Origin of the sequence: Shewanella sp. GutDb-MelDb (genome assembly GCF_002836075.1) — a bacterium.
Lineage (GTDB): Bacteria > Pseudomonadota > Gammaproteobacteria > Enterobacterales > Shewanellaceae > Shewanella.
This window is the reverse complement of sequence record NZ_PJBM01000257.1, coordinates 77,239-98,219: the sequence shown is the minus strand read 5'-3', so window position 1 is coordinate 98,219 and position 20,981 is coordinate 77,239. Positions and strand designations below refer to the sequence as shown.

Annotated in this window: 19 protein-coding genes and 1 pseudogene; 9 read left to right on the top strand and 11 right to left on the bottom strand. The window is 43.9% G+C overall.

The annotated features are described in order from the left end of the window. Positions 1-174 precede the first annotated feature (174 nt). The 7 genes from CXF82_RS18445 to prmA all read right to left on the bottom strand — a co-directional run bounded on the left by CXF82_RS18445 (position 175) and on the right by prmA (position 4,688). On the bottom strand, positions 175-798 hold the full coding sequence (locus CXF82_RS18445) for a YagK/YfjJ domain-containing protein (RefSeq protein ID WP_102044713.1): 624 nt from the start codon (positions 796-798) through the stop codon (positions 175-177). A 180-nt stretch (positions 799-978) separates the two neighbouring features. Beyond that, positions 979-1,224, bottom strand: a complete 246-nt coding sequence (locus CXF82_RS18440; RefSeq protein WP_102044712.1) for a hypothetical protein — start codon at positions 1,222-1,224, stop codon at positions 979-981. A 412-nt stretch (positions 1,225-1,636) separates the two neighbouring features. After that, complete coding sequence (locus CXF82_RS22805; RefSeq protein ID WP_374702377.1) at positions 1,637-1,843, bottom strand: helix-turn-helix transcriptional regulator; 207 nt, start codon at positions 1,841-1,843, stop codon at positions 1,637-1,639. Then, positions 1,843-2,100, bottom strand: a complete 258-nt coding sequence (locus CXF82_RS18425; RefSeq protein WP_102044710.1) for a helix-turn-helix transcriptional regulator — start codon at positions 2,098-2,100, stop codon at positions 1,843-1,845. Before CXF82_RS18425 ends, CXF82_RS22805 begins: the two co-directional genes overlap by 1 nt. A 263-nt stretch (positions 2,101-2,363) precedes the next feature. After that, complete coding sequence (gene fis, locus CXF82_RS18420) at positions 2,364-2,669, bottom strand: DNA-binding transcriptional regulator Fis (protein ID WP_012153658.1); 306 nt, start codon at positions 2,667-2,669, stop codon at positions 2,364-2,366. A 14-nt stretch (positions 2,670-2,683) separates the two neighbouring features. Next, positions 2,684-3,655: a tRNA dihydrouridine synthase DusB gene (gene dusB / locus CXF82_RS18415; RefSeq protein ID WP_101089781.1), complete on the bottom strand. Its 972-nt coding sequence runs from the start codon at positions 3,653-3,655 to the stop codon at positions 2,684-2,686. A 151-nt stretch (positions 3,656-3,806) separates the two neighbouring features. Then, positions 3,807-4,688 (bottom strand): 50S ribosomal protein L11 methyltransferase, encoded by an 882-nt coding sequence (gene prmA / locus CXF82_RS18410; protein WP_101089782.1) that lies wholly within the window; start codon positions 4,686-4,688, stop codon positions 3,807-3,809. 498 nt (positions 4,689-5,186) lie between these two features. On the opposite strand from prmA, the gene CXF82_RS18405 reads away from it, so the two are divergent. The 6 genes and pseudogenes from CXF82_RS18405 to CXF82_RS22710 all read left to right on the top strand — a co-directional run bounded on the left by CXF82_RS18405 (position 5,187) and on the right by CXF82_RS22710 (position 11,171). Then, positions 5,187-5,891 (top strand): fumarate reductase cytochrome b subunit, encoded by a 705-nt coding sequence (locus CXF82_RS18405; protein ID WP_101089783.1) that lies wholly within the window; start codon positions 5,187-5,189, stop codon positions 5,889-5,891. Between the two features lie 149 nt (positions 5,892-6,040). Further along, the gene (locus CXF82_RS18400) at positions 6,041-6,715 is read left to right on the top strand and encodes a fumarate reductase cytochrome b subunit (RefSeq protein WP_102044709.1); all 675 of its coding nucleotides are present in this window, start codon (positions 6,041-6,043) and stop codon (positions 6,713-6,715) included. Between the two features lie 90 nt (positions 6,716-6,805). Next, complete coding sequence (locus tag CXF82_RS18395) at positions 6,806-8,803, top strand: fumarate reductase flavoprotein subunit (protein ID WP_101089785.1); 1,998 nt, start codon at positions 6,806-6,808, stop codon at positions 8,801-8,803. Further along, positions 8,800-9,543: a fumarate reductase iron-sulfur subunit gene (locus CXF82_RS18390; RefSeq protein WP_101089786.1), complete on the top strand. Its 744-nt coding sequence runs from the start codon at positions 8,800-8,802 to the stop codon at positions 9,541-9,543. Before CXF82_RS18395 ends, CXF82_RS18390 begins: the two co-directional genes overlap by 4 nt. Before the next feature lie 224 nt (positions 9,544-9,767). Next, positions 9,768-10,667 (top strand): annotated as a pseudogene (locus CXF82_RS22650) (LysR family transcriptional regulator); the annotation flags it as partial. A gap of 36 nt (positions 10,668-10,703) precedes the next feature. Next, complete coding sequence (locus CXF82_RS22710) at positions 10,704-11,171, top strand: GNAT family N-acetyltransferase (RefSeq protein ID WP_308304389.1); 468 nt, start codon at positions 10,704-10,706, stop codon at positions 11,169-11,171. Between the two features lie 101 nt (positions 11,172-11,272). Here CXF82_RS22710 and rho read toward each other — a convergent pair whose 3' ends face one another. Both rho and trxA read right to left on the bottom strand, forming a co-directional pair. Continuing rightward, positions 11,273-12,538, bottom strand: a complete 1,266-nt coding sequence (gene rho / locus CXF82_RS18380) for a transcription termination factor Rho (protein WP_101089787.1) — start codon at positions 12,536-12,538, stop codon at positions 11,273-11,275. A 234-nt stretch (positions 12,539-12,772) separates the two neighbouring features. Then, on the bottom strand, positions 12,773-13,099 hold the full coding sequence (trxA, locus tag CXF82_RS18375; RefSeq protein ID WP_101089788.1) for a thioredoxin TrxA: 327 nt from the start codon (positions 13,097-13,099) through the stop codon (positions 12,773-12,775). Between the two features lie 408 nt (positions 13,100-13,507). Here trxA and rhlB point away from each other — a divergent pair, with 408 nt between their 5' ends. The 3 genes from rhlB (at position 13,508) to CXF82_RS18360 (ending at position 19,101) form a co-directional block, all read left to right on the top strand. Beyond that, positions 13,508-14,821 (top strand): ATP-dependent RNA helicase RhlB, encoded by a 1,314-nt coding sequence (gene rhlB, locus CXF82_RS18370; protein ID WP_101089789.1) that lies wholly within the window; start codon positions 13,508-13,510, stop codon positions 14,819-14,821. Between the two features lie 15 nt (positions 14,822-14,836). After that, the gene (locus CXF82_RS18365) at positions 14,837-15,751 is read left to right on the top strand and encodes a Ppx/GppA phosphatase family protein (RefSeq protein ID WP_102038907.1); all 915 of its coding nucleotides are present in this window, start codon (positions 14,837-14,839) and stop codon (positions 15,749-15,751) included. A 350-nt stretch (positions 15,752-16,101) separates the two neighbouring features. Further along, complete coding sequence (locus CXF82_RS18360) at positions 16,102-19,101, top strand: TonB-dependent receptor (protein WP_101089791.1); 3,000 nt, start codon at positions 16,102-16,104, stop codon at positions 19,099-19,101. Between the two features lie 59 nt (positions 19,102-19,160). Here the strand turns inward: CXF82_RS18360 and CXF82_RS18355 are convergent, their stop codons facing one another. Together CXF82_RS18355 and hemB are read right to left on the bottom strand one after the other, a co-directional pair. Further along, positions 19,161-19,700: a thioredoxin family protein gene (locus CXF82_RS18355; protein WP_101089792.1), complete on the bottom strand. Its 540-nt coding sequence runs from the start codon at positions 19,698-19,700 to the stop codon at positions 19,161-19,163. A gap of 247 nt (positions 19,701-19,947) precedes the next feature. Further along, entirely contained in the window at positions 19,948-20,958 is a 1,011-nt protein-coding gene (hemB, locus tag CXF82_RS18350; RefSeq protein ID WP_101089793.1) for a porphobilinogen synthase, read from the bottom strand. Between the last annotated feature and the right edge of the window lie 23 nt (positions 20,959-20,981).

Genomic DNA, 20,981 nt, shown 5'->3' with positions numbered 1-20,981 from the left:
GATAACTATATGATTAATATAGAAGTGATAGCGGGGGGGCTATCAAGTGATCACATTAACGAGTGCTTTATTCTCAAACAGTAAGACGGTTAACAATGTCGTAACAATTATTGTTGTAAAGCAACAGATTACTTAGGGGGGGCGTGAGTTGGGGGGAGTCTAACTCCCAATCCATCAGAGCTTTGTACGGTTAAAGTAATAACTTTTTGCCAAAGCTGGATTGTTTTTTTTAGTCGATTTTTTGGATAAATAGCTTAATCTATATAAAGCGGCTTGGATGGTCTTTATAGATTTAGGTAACAACATGTAAGTACAATATTTAGGAAAGTGGATATTTATGTCTATGATTAGTTCTTGTGCCTTTTTAGTTAGATTGAATGAGGTGTGGCTGCTCCTGACCTTTTGCCCATCCAACAATATAAAGCAATGGTAATGGCACATGTCTTTAAATTGGTTCTGCTCCCTAACCCAGCCAAAATCAGCCTTTGAGTTATAATGTTTGTTGAGTTGCTTCAGCATGTAGTTTCTAAGTTTACTGATAGTTTTATTGTGGGGTGATGAATCATATAATGATACATCGAAACGGATCATTAGAACCTTTGAGTGCCATGAGATATAGGTCGTCAAAGTTTTGTATAGGCTATTAAGAAGTTTGCGATTTAATCCTTCAGTGAAAAACATTACTTTCCATATTATCCCACCCAGAACAACGTCTATAGCTTGATCTATCTTCTCTTCATTATCTTCATTATCTTCTGTATCCTCTATTTCATATGTACTACTTAAGATTAAAGACATAATAATATTAAAAACCTAGTTCATTTAGTGAGTGCCTTGCTTTGAAGGCCGCGCGGCTGTTGACTCTGGAGGCGATTTTTTCGTTTTTTTTAGTTTGATAAAGCACTATAACAGCCCTGTTTGTTTCATTTTTTCTTTAGAAAAAGGGCAACGTATTGCCCCTAGCCAAATCGGTGTTCTCTACCGCTTTGAGCGTACTTCCCAGTTTTGATACTCCGATATACTTACATACCATTTATTCTGGTCTTTAAAGGCTTTAGGCGCATCAGAACCTTGTCTTAGCCAATTTCTAATGGCTTTTTCACCGACATCATGTCGAATGGCAATTTGAGCTGTTGTCAGTGCTGGTTCAACGGTATGGGTTGCTGCGACTAACTGACATAGTCTTATTTTCTTATAGCTTTTTTTATCTGCGGGTTTAGTCATTGTCAGCCCCTCCTTGTTCAAATGTCACCACTGGGCGAGAGTGAACCCAAGCAAGTATTTCGCTCAGCTTCCAACCTATGGAGTTATCGCCTAAATCTATATGTTTGGAAACAGCGATTGGCGTTCAAGTTGAAAGGCGTGAGATCGACTGACTGCAGTTATAAATTTGCGCAGTGGCTCTTTGATTATTGGATCTTGAGAATTATCGTGGGAAGGGGGTGTGAATAGGCTTGTTTTCATTTGTATTACCTCGTTTTCAATTGGCTTATTGGGTTGAAGTAATGATTGTGTTTAATTTAAAAATGAAAATAAAATTTTTGGGAACTGAAGGGTTTTGAATTGATTTTGCAAGAGCTTGGAGTTTGGTTTGAGCTAGCTGGTGGTCATCACTCATGGCCACCAGCTTGAATCATTAGACCGTTGTGTATGCTTGTATTAGCTCAGGGTTCCAACCAATAGTTCGGTTGTTTTTCATCACTGGTGAGATTACTCGACCTGCTTTAACCCGCCGATACAGTGTGCTCCGACTTATATCCAGTTTCTTACACATTTGCTTGATTGTTATCAGTGGTTCTAAATCTACTTGAACGAACCCTGTTAATTTGATTGAAGAAGCCATCATGACGCTCCTTTCTCTGTTTGGCTGATAACGATGCTTCGTGAGTTTACCCACTCTAACAAATCTGATAGTCGCCATGCGACAGAGCGTTTAGAAATACGTCTACGACTAGGGAACTCGCCATTTCTTTCCAGTTGGAAGGCATGGGGTCTGCTAAGGGCTGTTATTTGCAGTCTTTCCTTTTCTTTGACAAATCTGTCAAGTTTCAAATTACCTGCTGAAAAAACATCTGCGACGCTTAAATCTACTTGTTTCATTGGTATTTCCTGATTTCCATTTGTATTGAGCAGGTATTTTTATCTAAGGAAATTAGAAAATAAAATTTTCGGGGATCGAAGGTGGAATGAACTTAATCAGCTGGTTGAGAGGCTATGTTAGAAATACTGTATTGAGTATGAAAAGAGGGTTATGAGCTTTAGGCTACAAAACAACGGGGGTACATATGGGGGTACATATCAACAAAAACGGGCTTCCCATTGCTGGAAAGCCCGTTTCGATACAACATATTAAGACGTGAGTCTTAGTTCATGCCGTATTTTTTTAATTTTTTACGCAAAGTACCACGGTTGATACCTAGCATGTTTGCAGCACGAGTTTGGTTGCCGCGAGTATGTTGCATAATGATATCTAGCAGCGGAGCTTCAACTTCGCTTAACACCATTTCATATACTTCTTCAGCTTCTTGCCCGTCCATCTGAGCGAAAAAGTTTGTTACCGCACGCTTTACTGCATCGCGTAATAACTGTGGCTTGATTGCGCCACTTGCGGTTTCGATTTTGCCAACAGTCAGTGGGTGAACTTCAGTGTGAGTTGTTTGATCAAACATTCGTATTCTGCTCTTTATTTATTTGCTGCAAATTCATCAAAATAGTGTTCCACCATGGAACATTGTTCTTCAACGGTCACAAGCTGATTAAACTCAGCTCGAAAAGCGCGTTGTGTTTCTTGGTTTAGATACCATCCAACGTGCTTTCTTGCGAAACGGATGCCTTTATAATCGCCATACAATGCGTAAAGCAGTTTAAGGTGTTCCAGCATCAATTGACGCTTTTCATCCATCTCAACGGGCGCTAGCTTATTACCTGTGTCCAAGTAATGTTGGATTTCCCTAAATATCCAAGGCCGTCCTTGAGCGCCCCGGCCTATCATCAAAGCATCCACACCAGTATAATCCAGCACAAAGCGTGCTTTCTCTGGCGTTAAAATATCTCCATTAGCGACGACAGGTATCGAGATCTGTTTTTTAATTGCTTTAATCGTGTCGTACTCGGCATTGCCTTTGTACATGCACTGTTTTGTTCTGCCGTGAACGGCTAACGAAGCAATGCCACAATCTTCTGCAATCTGGGCGATATGAACACCATTCCTGTGCTCTGGAGCCCACCCCGTTCGAATTTTTAGTGTCACAGGCACATCAACTGCTGCTACTACGGCACGTAGAATTAATTCTACTTGCTGTGGATCTTGCAACAAAGCGGAGCCTGCTAGCTTTCTATTCACTTTTTTTGCTGGACAGCCCATATTGATATCAATGATCTGAGCGCCTTGTTGCACATTCACAACAGCGGCATTCGCCATTAATTCAGGGTCTGAACCGGCTATTTGAACCGAACGTATTCCGTCTTCACCTACGTGTGTCATACGTAAGCGGCTTTTATCGGTATCCCAAACATCAGGATTAGATGAAAGCATCTCTGAAACCGCCATGGCTGCGCCATAACGAATACAAAGATTTCTAAAGGGCTGGTCCGTGACACCTGCCATTGGGGCCACGATCAGCTGATTTTTCAGTCGATAGGGTCCAATCTGCATTTATCAAATCACCTTGCTCGTCAAAGGGGCGCTATAGTACGCCTTTTTCAAGCCTGTGAAAAGGTCAATAAATGACCTGAGGGCAACTTTTTTTCTTGACTTTTGCTAGGTGAGAAGTCTGTCGCGGCGCAGAGTGCGCCGCGTATTACCGTTATTTGCGTATCCCTGTCAAGCGGCTCCAGTCGTCTTTGTGAGCAGGCTCGTCCATGTCGAACCATTTGCTATAAAAGGCTGAAACTTCTTCAGCTTGTTCTTTTAGTAGACCTGAAAGGGCAAGTTGGCCGCCTGGCAACACTTTATCAGCAATTAATGGCGCTAATTCACGTAATGGGCCTGCAAGAATGTTTGCCACTAAGATGTCTGCTTGCAGATCTGCGGGTTGGTCTTCTGGCAGATACAGCGAAAGCCTGTCTTGCACGCCGTTACGCTCTGCATTGGCTTTAGATGCGTCAATTGCTTGGTAATCGATATCGATGCCTGTGACACGTTCAGCCCCTAGCTTGAGCGCAGCGACAGCGAGAATGCCTGAGCCACAACCAAAGTCGATGACGTCTTTATTGCGGTAGTCGAGTCCATCTAGCCACTCTAAACATAAAGCGGTGGTTGGGTGAGTACCTGTGCCGAAGGCAAGGCCGGGATCTAAAATCACGTTGACCGCGGTTGGATCTGGGATCTCACGCCAGCTTGGACAGATCCAAAGGCGGTCACCAAACTTAATTGGGTGGAAGTTATCCATCCATTCACGTTCCCAGTCTTTGTCTTCAACTTGCTCTATCTTATGGCCGAAGTTTTTACCTAAATAAGGCAGCAGTTTTAGACGCTCAACCACAGGTGCTAAATCGTGATCGGCCTCAAAGAGTGCAATGATGACCGTGTGACTCCACAGTGGTGTTTCACCCAAAGTGGGTTCATAGATCGGGGTGTCTTTACCGTCTTCGAAGGTAATGGAAATTGACCCTTCTTCCATCAGCTGATCGCTAAGTGCGTCTGCGTGAGGGCCGTCGGTATCAATTCTTAGTTGGATCCAAGGCATGATAATTCTCGTTAGCTAGATATATCGACGTATTGTATACCCAAACGACCTCAGAATGCAGTATTCAGCATGTCGAAAAGGGAATAACCATTATCTCAATCATTGCCTTGTTCAGCTATCCTACTTGAGCTCTGAAACCAGCGTTTTGAAGTGAGTTGGGTATTTCGTTAAGCTTAAATCAGGTGCAGGACTCTATGGCAATTAGTCACTGTTTTACTTGAGCAATTAGTGACTTATAGTCCGCTTGTAATAACAGTATCCCTCAGGAGAACGTTTAGATTGTTTTGTTTGAAATGTTGCTTCAAGTAGCTGAAAATCATTGGTTAAAAGGTATTACCGCTGTTCTGTGTTTTATGCCTTGTTTGTGATCTTACTCTAATACTCACTTGAAAGAGCGTGAGCAAGATCACGATTGAAAATGCAGTTTCAACGAGGTGATTAACAAGTTGCTAGAGTGTAAATCCCACGACTAGGCATAAGATAAACAAGATAACTACTATGTTAGCATCCTACGTAAGCGCAACCGGACATCCCGCATCAGCTAAAGCGGACAAAATACAAAGCATCACCGGTGTATTGATGGGCTGCTTTCTATTAGCTCATCTACATTTTGAATCTAGCATTTTACTTGGTAAAGAGGCGTTTTATACCGTAGTGCAGTTTCTCGAAGGGGGCATGTTTAGCTCAACGGGACATGGCTTCCCGATTGTCACTAAGGTTTTTTCGGTGTTTATGTTACTGGTGGTGATGGCGCATGCGGCAGTGGCTTTACGTCGTTTCCCTGCGCAAATAGGGCAGTGGCGTGCACTTAGACGTCATATGTCAGTGATTAATCATAAAGACAGCCATGCGTGGTTCTGGCAGCTGATTACGGGCTTTGTGTTGTTCTTCCTTGTGCCTGTACACCTCTTTACCATGATAGCCAATCCAGAAATAGGTCCTCATCTTTCGGCTGACAGAGTCTACAACCAAAATGCTTGGTTGCTATACGCCTTACTGCTACCTGCTGTGGTGATCCACGCGATGATAGGACTTTATCGCGTGGCAGTTAAGTGGGGTTTAACCACTAAACGTACGGGGCTGCGTAAGCTGGCTAAAGGCTTGATTATTTATCTTATCGTCATTGGTCTTATGAGTCTTATATCTTATCTAATCATTGGCAGTGATTTGAGCTTGCCCGTTGAAGCTTATCGCCCTAGTTAGTTACGGCCATATTTTATTAATCGATAAATTAGGTATCGCTGGATTAATTACTTTTTTGTTGATCTACCTCACTGTTGGGAAGTTATTTGTGAGCGACATTGGTTACAGTGTCTTTAAGCGAAAATTCAACAACATGGATAGGGAAGCGAATGAGAATAATAAACAATCGCGGTAAATTGAGTGGTTGGCTTGATATAAGCCAAAGCGCCAGTGGGGTAGTGCTAGCGGTATTTTTGTGGACGCACCTATTATTGGTGTCATCCATATTATTGGGTAAAGATGCGATGACATGGGTCGCTAAAACCATGGAACTGAGTTTTTTAACGGCTGACGGTCATGGCTACCCTTGGGTGGTGACGGTCATCGCTGTTGTTATTGCCGCTATCGTATTGGTTCACGTTTTGGTTGCGGCGCACAAAATGCCGCTCAACCTACGTCAACAAAAAGCGCTAAAGCAGCAACTCAGCATGGTGAACCACGGCGACACTCGTTTATGGGTTTGGCAAGCCGTTACTGGCGTGGTGATTTTTTTGCTACTGCCAGTGCATTTGTGGCTCATTGGCGCTGCACCGGAAACCATAGGGCCCTATGGCAGTGCGGATAGAATTTGGCAACAGGGCGTATGGTTACTGTATTTACCTTTACTCTTTTGCGTTGAACTGCATGCAGCCATTGGTGTATATCGTGTTGCGGTTAAGTGGGGTGCCGTCAGAGATCTCAATAGTCGTAGCAGGCTGAAAAAAATAAAAAGCATTATCAGTGCCATCTTTATTGTGGTGGGTATTGCTTCATTGCTGGCCTTTTTGCCTTACGCAAATGGTTAGTCGAAAGCACTTATTAGCACAATGCTGTGTAAATCAAATATTTGAATGTAAGAACCATAAATTGACTCTGTACCCGCTTAAGGAGCACGTGTGAAACTGATATATACCGATTCGTTAGTGATCGGCGCTGGACTTGCTGGATTACGCGTCGCCATCGCCTCAAAAGAGCGTGGGCTAGATACTGTTGTATTGTCATTAGTCCCTGCTAAACGGTCGCATTCGGCTGCGGCGCAAGGTGGCATGCAAGCAAGTCTGGGCAATACCGTGAAAGGTATGGGAGATGATGAAGATGTGCACTTCCAAGATACGGTAAAAGGATCTGATTGGGGTTGCGATCAAGATGTGGCACGTATGTTTGCTCATTGTGCCCCTAAAGCAGTCCGTGAGTTGGCGAATTGGGGCGTACCTTGGACACGCGTTACGGCAGGCCCAAGACAAGTGGTGGTTAACGCCGAGAAAGTCACCCTCGAAGAGGCTGAAGTTGCGCATGGCTTAATTAATGCCCGTGACTTTGGTGGTACTAAAAAATGGCGTACCTGTTACACGGCTGATGGTACCGGTCATTCACTGCTATATGCCGTCGATAACAAAGCGATATCGATGGATATCCCGGTGCATGAGCGCATGGAAGCCTTATCGCTTATCCATGATGGTAAGCGCTGCCATGGCGTAGTAGCACGCTGTCTGGTGACCGGAGAACTACGTGCTTATGTCGCTAAGTCGACCACGATAGCCACCGGTGGTTACGGCCGAATTTATGAAGTATCAACCAATGCCATTATCTGTGAAGGGATAGGCCAAGCACTTGCGCTTGAAACCGGTGTTGCCAAGTTGGGTAACATGGAAGCGGTGCAGTTCCATCCTACAGCCATCGTACCCGTCGGGATCTTAACGACAGAAGGTTGTCGTGGTGACGGCGGCTTATTGCGAGATAAAGATGGTCACCGCTTTATGCCAGACTATGAGCCTGAAAAGAAAGAGTTGGCATCACGTGATGTAGTGTCGCGCCGTATGACCGAACATATGCGCAAAGGTAAAGGCGTTGATAGCCCTTATGGACCGCATCTATGGCTTGATATTACCCTGCTTGGCCGTAAGCATGTTGAAACTAACTTGCGTGAAGTGAAAGAGATCTGTGAGAACTTTTTAGGTATCGATCCTGCTAAGGAGTGGATCCCAGTACGCCCGACTCAACATTATTCAATGGGGGGTATCCGTACCGATTCAACAGGGCAGAATCCGCAGTTAAAAGGCCTGTTTAGTGTAGGTGAAGCCGCTTGTTGGGATATGCACGGCTTTAACCGACTCGGTGGTAATTCTCTTGCTGAAACGGTCGTTGGCGGCATGATTATCGGCAAGTACGTGGCTGATTTCTGCCAGCAAAATACCTTAGAGATTGATACTGGTCTGGTTGAGTCTTTTGTTGGCAAAGTGCAAAGCGAGATTGATGACTTAGTCGATGGTGAAGGGACTGAAAGTCCGTTTGAACTGAAAAAGCAGATGCAACGGATCATGATGGATTACGTGGGCATCTTCCGTAATGGCCCTGAGCTTGAAAAAGCCGTTAACGAGCTACAAGCGTTACTTAAGCGTGCTCAAGCATTAGGCCTTAAATGTAAGAAGCGCCACGCTAACCCAGAGCTTGTAGAAGCACTGCGTGTTAAACGTATGCTGAAAGTTGCGCTAACGGTTGCTGCTGGCGCTGCAGCACGTACTGAGAGCCGCGGAGCACACGCTCGTGAAGATTTCCCGCAGCGTAACGATAAAGACTGGCTAAACCGCACTTTGGCAAGCTGGCCAAACGCAGAAGCGTTATCGCCGACGCTGGAATATGAGCAGTTGGATGTAATGAAGATGGAGTTACCGCCTGGCTACCGTGGTTATGGTATTAACAATGCGATAGCGCATCCTGATACGGGCAAGCGCGAGCAGCAGATCACTGAGATATTGAGTCAGTTAGGTGATGATGCCGATAGGCACGAAAGACAAAATGCCTTAATGCCATTTGAGGTGCCTGAGTCATTAATACCTAAGAATGAGCGTTTGAGTGAAATGTTAGATCAGCAAGTTGCAGGAGAGGCGAAATGAGCCCAGAAGCCACAAAAGGGCGGATGTTAACCTTTAATATATTCCGTTATGATCCACAAGAACCGGGCGATAAGCCTAAAATGGTGAAGTACCAGCTTGAAGAAACACCGGGTATGACGGTCTTTATTGCGCTTAACCGTTTACGTGAAGAACAAGATACCTCGTTGCAATTTGATTTTGTGTGCCGAGCAGGTATTTGTGGCAGTTGCGCTATGGTCATTAACGGTTTTCCGACGTTGGCTTGCCGAACATTAACCCGCAAATACCCGAAAGGTGACATCATGTTGATGCCGCTACCTGGGTTTGAATTGATTGGTGATCTGTCGGTCAATACCGGCAAGTTTATGCGCGAGCTGGCTGAGCGTTTAAAGTTGTGGCTACATCCCATCAGTGATGATTTGGATGTTCACCGCTTAGAAGCGCCGATGGACCCTGTAGAAGCAGCCAAACTCTACGAGCTAGAACGGTGTGTAGAGTGTGGTGTATGTGTATCAGCCTGTGCCACTAAACAGATGCGCGAAACCTTTGTTGGTGCCGTGGGCATGATGAAACTTGCGCGTTTTGAGCTTGATAGCCGTGACGGTCGTGAGCTTGAAGATTATTATCATGTGATTGGTAACCAAGACGGTGTCTTTGGCTGCATGACTTTGCTAGGGTGCCAAGATAATTGCCCTAAGGACCTGCCGCATATGCAGCAGATTGCCTATCTAAGACGAAAAATGGCAGTCACTTTAGTTTAGGTTTATGGGTTGAAAAAAGTGCTCGAACCCCATGGCTATCGACTCTTGTGGGGGACTAAAGACGCTAAACATTAAAGCCTGCACTTGCAGGCTTTTTTTTGGCTGATATAAAAATCACTAACAGTGATGCTCTGATTAAGTAGAATTTTTATTGGTAAAAACGTGGTGATTTAATACAATAAAGTATTAGTAATGGTCGGTCGTTTATAAAGGAATAATTGATAATGCAGCTAAATGATCTAACTCTTTTCGTGAGAGTCGCTGATTGTGGCAGCCTGACGGGCGCCGCGGTTGAGCTGGATATCTCTTCTGCGGTGGCAAGTGCAGGCCTTAAAAGGTTAGAGAAAGAGCTAGGTACAACCTTGTTTATTCGCAGTACTCGCAGCCTTAGGCTAACCGATGCTGGCGAGCGGTATCTGATCCATTGTCGATCGGCATTAGCTGATCTTGACATGGGGCAGCGGGCAATTACCTCGAGCCTGACCCAGATCTCGGGCACCGTGAGTCTAGCCGTACCATCGGATGTTGGCCGTAATATCATATTACCTTGGCTCGATGATTTTCTATCCGAGTACCCGGAACTCAAACTTCGTCTTCATATTGGCGATAACTTGTCTGATTTTTATCGAGACAAAATTGATGTCGCATTACGCTCTGGTAAACCCAAAGATTCATCGCTGGTGGCCTTTAAAATTTGTGACTCCACGCGAGTACTATGTGCTTCTCCTGAGTATATCGAGCGCATGGGAGCGGTTAATAATTTAGAGCAGCTGCAGCAACATAACTGCTTGTTCTTTATGTTAGATGAGCGCACGCATGATCAATGGTTTTTCAGCAAAGAGGGTCAGCAATATAAGGTGCGAGTGACGTCTAATCGAACCTGCAACGATGCTGATGTTGCACGGCGCTGGGCTGTGGCTGGCCAAGGGGTGGTGTTTAAGTCCTGCCTTGATTTAACGGATGATCTTGAATCAGGGCGATTAGTGCCTATGCTAACGGATTACGTTGGTGAAGAGGCCGACCTCTATCTTGTTTGTCCTGGCCGAGAGCATGTGACGCCGGTGGTATTACTACTCAGAGATATGTTAAGGGTGCGCTCAAAAGCGTGGTTGGCACGGACAAATAGCAGGTTGATTAAAGACATTCCTGACAGGCAACCAATGACAAAAGTTAGGCAAGCCGATGCCGCAGATTTAGACGTTATAAAGACGTTAGCGAGAGAGACGATAGACAAGTGTTATCGTTCCTTCTTAGGTGATGAAGGCGTTGACTGGTTTATCAATGGTGGTGGTTCAGACAAAGAGATTATTGAACATCTTGAAAATATCATGCTGCTTGAGGTGGATGGAAAAATACAAGGCTTCTGCGCTGCTGAAGAGGGATTCATCCATCTCTTGATGATCCATCCTCAATTACAGCAAACCGGTTTAGGGGAGTATCTATTAGCGCAGGTTGAGAGTATGCAACGAGATGAAGGTTATGAACACCTGCGGTTAGAAATCTTTAAAGGCAATGAGCAAGCGCTCAAATTCTATGTCAAACATGGCTGGTCGATTGTGGGAGAGGAGCAAGATGCATCGTTTGGACTGGTAAGAGTCTTTATGCGGAAAATACTAGACCGATTGTGAAAATAACAGCGTGCAGGAATAACCATAAAAAATGGACATAAAAAAACCGCATAAATGCGGTTTTTTAGCAGTTGAGACGTTAGAGCTAGATCTTAGTAGAGTTAGGTCTTAGCGCGTTTCATTGCTGTGAAAAATTCTTCGTTCGTTTTGGTCATAGCCAATTTGTCGATTAAGAATTCCATACCAGTGACTTCATCCATTGGGTGCAAGATTTTACGCAAGATCCACATTTTCTGAAGTTCATCTGTTGTAGTGAGTTTCTCTTCGCGACGCGTACCAGAGCGATTGAAATCAATGGCTGGGAATACACGTTTTTCAGCGGCTTTACGAGAAAGGTGTAACTCTTGGTTACCAGTACCTTTAAACTCTTCGTAAATAACTTCGTCCATCTTAGAGCCTGTATCAACCAACGCAGTGGCGATAATAGTCAAGCTGCCGCCATGTTCGATGTTACGAGCTGCACCAAAGAAGCGCTTAGGACGATGCAGAGCATTAGCGTCAACACCACCAGTAAGAACTTTACCTGATGATGGGATCACAGTGTTGTATGCACGAGCAAGACGAGTAATAGAGTCGAGTAAGATAACAACATCTTTCTTGTGCTCTACAAGACGCTTAGCTTTTTCAATGACCATCTCAGCCACTTGTACGTGACGGCTTGCTGGCTCATCGAAAGTAGAAGCAATAACTTCACCTTTCACCATACGTTGCATTTCGGTAACTTCTTCAGGACGTTCGTCAATGAGCAGTACCATTAGCACAACATCTGGATTGTTATAAGCAATGCTTTGCGCCATATTTTGCAATAATAGCGTCTTACCCGCTTTTGGCGGCGCAACAATCAAACCACGTTGACCTTTACCGATAGGAGAGCATAGGTCCAAAATACGTGAAGTGATATCTTCCGTAGAACCATTACCACGTTCCATACGCATACGTTCTTCAGCATGCAGTGGCGTTAGGTTTTCAAAAAGGATCTTGTTGCGAGAGTTTTCAGGCTTATCGAAGTTAACTTCGGTAACTTTTAGCAGAGCAAAATAACGTTCGCCCTCTTTTGGCGGGCGAATCTTGCCAAAAATGCTGTCACCAGTACGCATGTTGAAGCGACGAATTTGGCTAGGTGAGATATAAATATCATCAGGACCCGCTAAATAAGACCCATCAGAGCTACGTAAGAAACCAAAACCGTCCTGCAAAATCTCTAATACACCACCACCGAAAATATCTTCACCGCTTTTCGCGTGGGCCTTTAGGATTGAGAAAATGATGTCCTGCTTACGAGCGCGGGCCATATTTTCTAGCTTCATGTCTTGGGCTAGTTGTACTAAATCTGAAATCGGTGTGTCTTTTAATTCTGATAAATTCATCTTGGGGGGTCTTGTTTTCACGTGACTATGCCATCTTAGATCAATGGGTATGAAGCTTATTGAGTATCGATCGGATAGCGGGAAGTGGGTTAGTTAGAATCTCTTTGGTTATTAAAGTAGCACTAACAAGGCAGGGCGTCTAGAAATTTAATTAAACCCGACACATTTTCTTGTTGAAGCTGTGTCGGGAATCACTCAATCTAGCTTTAGTGGGCAGGTTTAGCCTCTAAAGTCTTACAGTTGTCCGTCGATAAACTCTCTTAGTTGAGTTTTTGAAAGTGCGCCTACTTTCGTTGCCGCTAACTCACCCGCTTTAAATAAAAGCAAAGTTGGAATGCCACGAACACCGTATTTAGCCGGTGATACGTTGTTTTGGTCAACGTTTAACTTAGCAACAGTGATCTTGCCTGCATACTCTTCAGCTACGTCATCTAAGATTGGGGCAATCATTTTACAAGGACCACACCATTCTGCCCAAAAATCAACCAGAACTGGTAGTTCAGAGTTAATTACGTCATTTTCGAAGCTATCGTCGCTTAAGTATACAATCTTGTCGCTCATGTTGTTCTCCAGTTTGGTTGCCATTGCTGGTTTGTTAATGGCTTAACCTGTATATTGGGTCGGTAAAATAGCTTTTCAAGCTATTAAAGTTAATCATTTATTAAAGACGCCACTCGAAGCGATCGTAAAACGCTTTAGACAAGTCGATCAATTGTAGGCATAGTGAGCCTAAGTCGACGACGACTAACGCCTAAAAGCGTATTTAGTTCGCCCTATAGAGAACGTTTAATACACGCTAAAATTCCAAGCATCATAATAAAAAGAGGGAATAGTGATTCCGTCACCGATGCTAATAATACCGTGAAAACCGTTTCTCTGAGTGAGCCCCAATTTTCAGCGATAACAATTCTACCGTTATTTCAAACGATCGAGTTCCTTATTGCAACCTTTTACAGGTAAGCCTGCGCTATGAGCGATACACATTTATCTACAAAAAAGTTTGCCGACTTCCCGCTACAGAAAGAAGTACAACTGGCACTGGACGAAGTAGGCTTTGATTTTTGTACGCCTATTCAAGCATTATCATTGCCGATTTTATTAGAGAAAAAAGATATAGCAGGGCAAGCGCAAACGGGTACAGGTAAAACCCTTGCCTTTTTAGTCGCCACGTTTAATCACCTATTAACTGAACCCGTTCCTGCTGATCGTCAGATCAGTCAGCCACGAGCCATCATTATGGCGCCAACACGTGAGCTTGCGATTCAAATCGCTAAAGATGCCAACTTACTTGCTAAACATACTGGCCTTAAAGTCGGTATCGTTTATGGCGGTGAAGGCTATGACGCACAGCGTAAAGTGCTTGATAAAGGTATTGATATCTTAATTGGCACCACGGGTCGTATTATCGATTATGTTCGCCAAGGTGTTATTAACGTAAGTGCGATTCAAGCGGTTGTGCTTGATGAAGCGGATCGTATGTTCGACTTGGGCTTCATTAAAGATATTCGTTTCTTGTTTAGACGTATGCCTGATGCTAAATCGCGCTTAAATATGTTGTTTTCAGCCACGCTTTCAATGAAAGTGCAAGAGCTGGCTTACGACCATATGAATGAGCCTGTGAAAGTTGAAGTCGAACCAGACGAGAAAACCTCGAAGAATATTAAAGAGGAGATCTTCTATCCATCTATGGAAGAGAAGATGCCACTTCTACTCTCACTGCTTGAGGAAGATTGGCCAGAAAAGGCGATTGTTTTCTCTAACACTAAACACAGCTGTGAAAAAGTGTGGTCATGGCTTGAAGGTGATGGACATCGTGTTGGTTTACTGACCGGTGATGTGCCACAGAAGAAGCGTTTACGTATTCTGGAGCAGTTTACTAACGGTGAAATAGATGTTTTGGTCGCAACAGATGTTGCTGCTCGAGGTCTACATATTGCTGATGTTTCGCATGTATATAACTACGATCTACCTGATGACTGTGAAGATTACGTGCACCGTATTGGTCGTACTGGTCGCGCAGGTAAGAAGGGAGTGTCAGTTAGCTTTGCATGTGAAGAGTACGCATTAAACTTGCCTGCGATTGAGAGCTATATTAAGCATTCGGTACCAGTAACCTCATATGATAGTGAAGCGCTGCTTGATGATATTCCAGCACCGAAGCGTATTCACCGTAAGCCGAGCAGTCATACGCGTAATACACGTGATCGCAATGGCTCTCGTCCACAAGGCGGGCATCGTAACAGTGGTCCGCGTCGTCATGACACGACACGCAGACATTCGTAACAGAGATTTCGCTTAATGAGCGCTCCTTGCTACGCAGCTATAACGTTAGGCTCAAATAGTTTTAATATGATGGTGGCTAAAACCGTTAGTCATCATCCACAAATTATTGCCAAATATAAACGTAAAGTACGTTTAGCTGAAGGGATCGAAGCTGACGGGTTGCTTAATTCGTCAGTCATGACGCGAGGCATTGACTGCCTCGCTATGTTCGCTGAAATGCTTAAGAAAGAGGGTGTCTCAGCGGATAATGTCGAGGTCATTGCGACAGCGACTTTAAGAAAAATCAGCAACGCTGATGACTTTTGCCAACAAGCACTCACTGTATTACCTCATCCCATCCGTATTATCTCTGGTATCGAAGAAGCTGATCTTATCTATCAAGGTATGGCTGCGACGACTGAAGGTCGTGGGCGGCGGTTAGTGATTGATATCGGTGGTGCTAGTACCGAATTTATTATTGGTGACGGTAATAAGGTGCTGTTAAAAACCAGTTTACCAATGGGTTGCGTTACTTTTAATCATAGCTTCTTTAACCAATTTCCTTTTCAACCATCCGATTTTGATCATGTTAGACACCATGTTGAAAACATACTGGGAGAATATCAGCAGCAACTAAGCAGGCTTGGCTGGCATAGTGTTGTAGGTGCTTCAGGTAGCGTACAGTCGGTTGTTGAGCTGCTCTGCGCTCGAGGTGAGTCGACAGCCATAACCTTGGATGTCCTGTATAGATTGAAGCAAGAAATTCTGGCACAAAACTCCGTATCCATGCTCGACATTGAAGGTTTAAAGCCGGAAAGAGCCCCGACTTTCGCCGCTGGAATTGCTATTTTACTCGCTTTATTTGAGTTGCTTAATATTGAAACGTTACAGCTTTCAGGTGGCGCCTTACGTGAAGGGATTTTGCATCAACTCGCCCAACGCTGCGGTTAAATAGTCTCTGCTAACATCCAAGTTGTAACCCTTTCCCAAGAACACCAAAACAATCCATATAACTTTGTATTATTTCAGATTGTTCTTAGTTGCATTGATGTTTTTGACTGATTTAAGAACTTCCCCCTTCATTATTCAACGTATTCTCGAAGTACTTCACTTAATAAAACCAATAATTTCAATATTTTATTCCCACTCGCAATCTATGGATGAAATAAATTGTATACATTATGCTAACAATGTTAGTGTAATGTTGCAATTAAGGGCGAGCTCAGTTGTTGGCGATCAACGCTAAAAAAAACAAAAAAGTTTGCACAATAACTATAGATAGAACTAAGGGAAATTAGGTTATGGACGGAAATAACGCTTTAAAGCGATTTACGCCGAGAAAGACACTCGCAGCGATTGCTGTTGGATCAGTGTTAATGTTTTCTGCACCAGCTGCTATTGCAGCTGATACTAGTATTGTTAAAGGTCATGTCATCAACGCCACTGGCGCTGACTTGTCGAACGCAACGATTACACTTAAGCACAAAGCTAAAGGGCTAGTGTTCACTGTTGAAACAAACGCCAATGGTGATTACCTGCTGCGTAATGTCCCTGTTGGTGATTACGACATCACCATTAGTAAAGATGGCTTTGTTCAAAATCAAGAAAATGGCGTCCGAGTCAGTATTGGGCAATCGGTTATTTTGGATGGTCAGTTAACGGAAGCAGGCGCTGACAATATAGAGCGAATTTCCGTAACGGGTAGCATGATCCGTCGTGTCGATACTGCTTCATCAACCTCTGGCTTAACGTTTAGTCAAGATGAGCTGCAAACCATGCCTGTTAATACGGGCTTTGAAAGTATTGCACTGCTAGCCCCCGGCACTGCAGCGCCTGGTGGAGATAGTTTTAAAGGCGCATCTAGTTTTGGTGGTTCATCAGCCGCTGAAAATGGATACTATTTTAATGGGCTCAATGTAACGAGTATTCGTACGGGTTTAGGATCAATTCGTCTACCTTGGGAAGCGATTTCTCAAACACAAATAAAAACGGGTGGTGTGAGCCCTGAATACGGTGGTGCATTGGGCGGTATTGTAAACGCTGTTTCTAAATCGGGTGAAAACGAATTTAAATTTGGTGCTGAAGCACGCTGGGATCCATCTTCATTACGTTCATCTCATGACAATATATACCAATCAAGCGGTGAAATAGACACTAACACTCAACAAGATAGCTATGACTTTAAAGAGTTACAGTTATGGGCGAGCGGAGCAATTATAGAAGACTCACTATTCTTCTATGGTTTGTTTGCGCCAAGACGCGAAGATCAAGACTGGGCTGGTCAAACGACTAAAACTAACCGTGAACGCGAAGAAGATCGTTGGTTTGCTAAACTTGATTGGTACATGACAGAAAATCATTCAATTGGCTTTTCTGCCATGAACAACAAGCGTACTTGGACGAATAAGACTTACGCTTATGATTGGGAAACCAATGTTGTTGGTGAACAGCAAGGCGTAGATGCACCTGGTGAAGATGGTGGTAAAGTTTATAGTTTGAACTACAACGGTTATCTTACCGATACATTCTCAGTTTCAGCAGTTGTCGGACGAGTGCAAGAGGATGTTGAAAATGTCGTGGCCTCTACTAATCCTGGAGTATGGGACTACCGAAATGGTTCTACGACATTAAGCCAGCATACTAACTCGACGGTATCAGAAGAGCATTATCAACGTGATCAAGCGAGAATTGATTTCAGCTGGGACTTAGACAACCACGCGATTCAATTTGGTGTTGATTATACCAAGGTCAAAGTTGATTACTCTTCATCTCAAAATGGTATGGGAGATGCTCAAGGTTGGTGGTCAATTTATACGGCAGGTGCGGATGATAACTCTGGCCAAGTTCAGGGCGAAGACTATGTAGAGCGCCGCGTACGTAACCGTTTCACTGATTCTGATGTGACTTCAACCGCTTTCTATATCAATGACTCGTGGCAGGCGACTGACAATTTGGTATTAAATCTTGGTTTACGTTATAGCGAATTTGAAAACACAGTCTCAGATGGTCGCGCATACGTAGAGATGGAAGATCAGTTTGCCCCCCGTGTCCAAGCTATTTATGACTTATTTGGTGATGGTAGCGCAAAAGTGTTTGCTACCTATGGTCGTTATTTTCAACCTGTATCAGCAAATATGAATATTACTCAGGGCTCATCTTCTATTGAATGGTTCGAATATTCAGAGCTTGATCAAGTTGATGGTGACGGTCATCCAGTGATTACTGGGGATGGTTCACCGAGTCGTGGGGCAATGCTGAGGGATCGTTGGTATCGTCAAAAAGGAATTACTGAGCCTGGTTTGATCGCTTCATCTTCTCTTAAATCTATGTACTCAGATGAGTTTACGTTAGGTTACCAGCAAGAAGTATTTGAAACGATGACGGCGGGTGTTCGTGGTATATACCGTAACTTAGGCCGCAGCGTCGAAGATACTGATGTTGGTCCAGTATTGAGTAAGAAACTCAAAGAGTTAGGTATTGAAGATAATGTAGGTCAGAGCTCTTACTATGTGCTGCTAAATCCTGGTGAAGATGTGGGTATAGCATATGATTTCGATGGCGATGGTACTGTCGATAATGTGAATTTGACTGCAGAAGAGATGGCATTGCCTGAAGCTGAGCGTAAATATGTAGCTATGGAGTTCACACTTGATGGCGCTGTTACTGACGATTTACGTATTAACTCATCGTACACTTGGTCGCATAGCTATGGTAATACCGAAGGTTTAGTTAAGACGGATAATAATCAGGCCGATCCAGGTTGGACAACCTCTTATGATTATGGCGACTTGATGGATCATTCAAATGGTGATTTACCGAATGACCATACACATGCATTTAAGGTCAGTGGTGCTTATAACATTACCGATGAGTTTATCTTTGGTTTTGTAACGCGTGTGACTTCGGGTCGTCCACAGAGTTATTTCTCACAGCATCCAGAAGGCGTGGGTAGTTGTACTGCGGGTAATCCGTGGGATGACTGTATCAGCCGTTATTATGATCAAGCGTCGCACTATGATGAAAATGGAAACCCTGCACCACGCGGTGAAGCGGGTAACTTGCCTTGGGTAACGAATATCGATTTATCTTTGACTTACATGACCGATATTTTTGAGGGTGACTTCTCCATCAAGGGAACTGTTTACAATGTATTAGACTCTGATTCGGCAATTAACATTAATGAAGAAAGAGCACGCTATGCAGATACAGCGTCAGGGCTTGAATTAAACCCTGATTACGGCATGGTTACAGACCGTCAAGAAGAGCGTTTCTTTTCGGTTGTTGCACGTTACGAGTTTTAAATAACGCGTAAATAAAAAGGCCGCTTTTTGCGGCCTTTTTTATGTTTTTAAAGGTAGAGTTACGAGGCTTTTAAAATGGCCGCGAGATCTTTCTCTAAAGACACTTTAGGTCTTTCGACAATACGACCAATCTCTTCATCTTTTTGTGAAACGATGAAAGTCGGTATACGTGAGAAATCATAGTGTTTAGCCAAGCCTTTTGGATCTTCTTTAGCTCTATCAACACCAATGTATTTCACCGTGATCAGAGGGTTATTTACCTGTTCCATTATACGAATAAGTCGCGGCGTTTCACGGTGACAATCTGGGCACCATGTACCAATAATAACGGTGATTTCAGTTGCCTCAGTGACAGCCTGTAACTGCGCTACTGTTGCTTTGTCGGCTTTGTAATCAGTATATTCTTGATTGAACCAATCAAGCACGTTGAGTTGTTCGGTTGTAACGCTACCAGTTAAGATCACTTCTTGTTTCTCCTCACTACAAGTGGCCATAAAGCCCTCTTGTTGGCCTTCGAATGCACAGCCGCCACTAGCCATACTTTGGCTACTAAAAAATAAAACGGTGGTGGCAAGCAATGCTTTGACGTTATTGTGCATGATTATACCTCTAGCAAGAAGAAATGAATTCTGCTTTATTCAATCATGTCTTAACTAATGGGTGAAGCATGGGCTAGAAGGACTGTTATATCGATCACTGCATGATTGTTCGTTTAGTGGCAGGAGTCACACAATAGAGACTAAGCTCTAAAAGTGGAACCGAAATATTGAACTTTATAGGGGGGATTTGACGTTAGAAATAAAAATGCCACTCGCTAGGGAGTGGCATTTCTGCATCTATAAACGGTTATTTATCTTCTTTTAACCACTGCGCAGCGCGCTTGGCAAAGTAAGTCAGGACGCCATTTGCACCCGCACGTTTAAAGCAAAGTAATGACTCCATTACAATCGCTTTTTCAGCTAACCAACCATTTTGAATCGCGGCCATATGCATCGCATATTCACCACTGACTTGGTAAGCAAACGTTGGCACGGCAAGCTCAGTCTTAACGCGACGGACGATATCAAGATAAGGCATACCAGGCTTAACCATTACCATGTCTGCGCCTTCTTGAATGTCGAGAGCAACTTCATGCAGTGCTTCGTCACTGTTAGCAGGATCCATTTGATAGCTATGCTTGTTGCCACCCTTGAGATTACCCGCTGAACCGACTGCATCACGGAAAGGACCATAGTAGTTTGATGAATACTTGGCAGAGTATGCCATGATCTGTGTGTTGACATAACCAGCGGCTTCAAGCGCTTTGCGAATAGCACCAATACGGCCATCCATCATATCTGAAGGTGCGATAATATCAGCACCGGCTTCAGCATGAGAAAGTGCCTGTTTAACTAAAATATCGGTAGTGATGTCATTGATGATATAGCCAGTTTCATCAATGATGCCATCTTGACCATGAGTGGTAAACGGGTCCAGTGCGACGTCAGTCATCACGCCTAGCTGTGGGAAAGCCTCTTTCAATGCACGCACGGCACGTTGTGCTAGCGCGTCGGCATTATAAGCTTCCTCAGCCATCAGGGTTTTCTTCTCTGAAGGCGTGACAGGAAATAGTGCAATAAGTGGGATCCCAAGTTCAACTAATTCTGCCGCTTCTTTAAGCAGTAGGTCAATTGAAAGGCGCTCTACACCAGGCATAGAAGCAACTTGCTCTGTACGATTATTCCCTTCCAGCACAAACATCGGATAAATTAAGTCATTTACAGAGAGTTGGTTTTCAGCCATGAGACGACGACTAAACTCATGTTTGCGCATACGACGCATTCTACGCTGTGGGTAGGCACTAGTAATAATATTCACATTCGACTCCAGACTTTTTGATG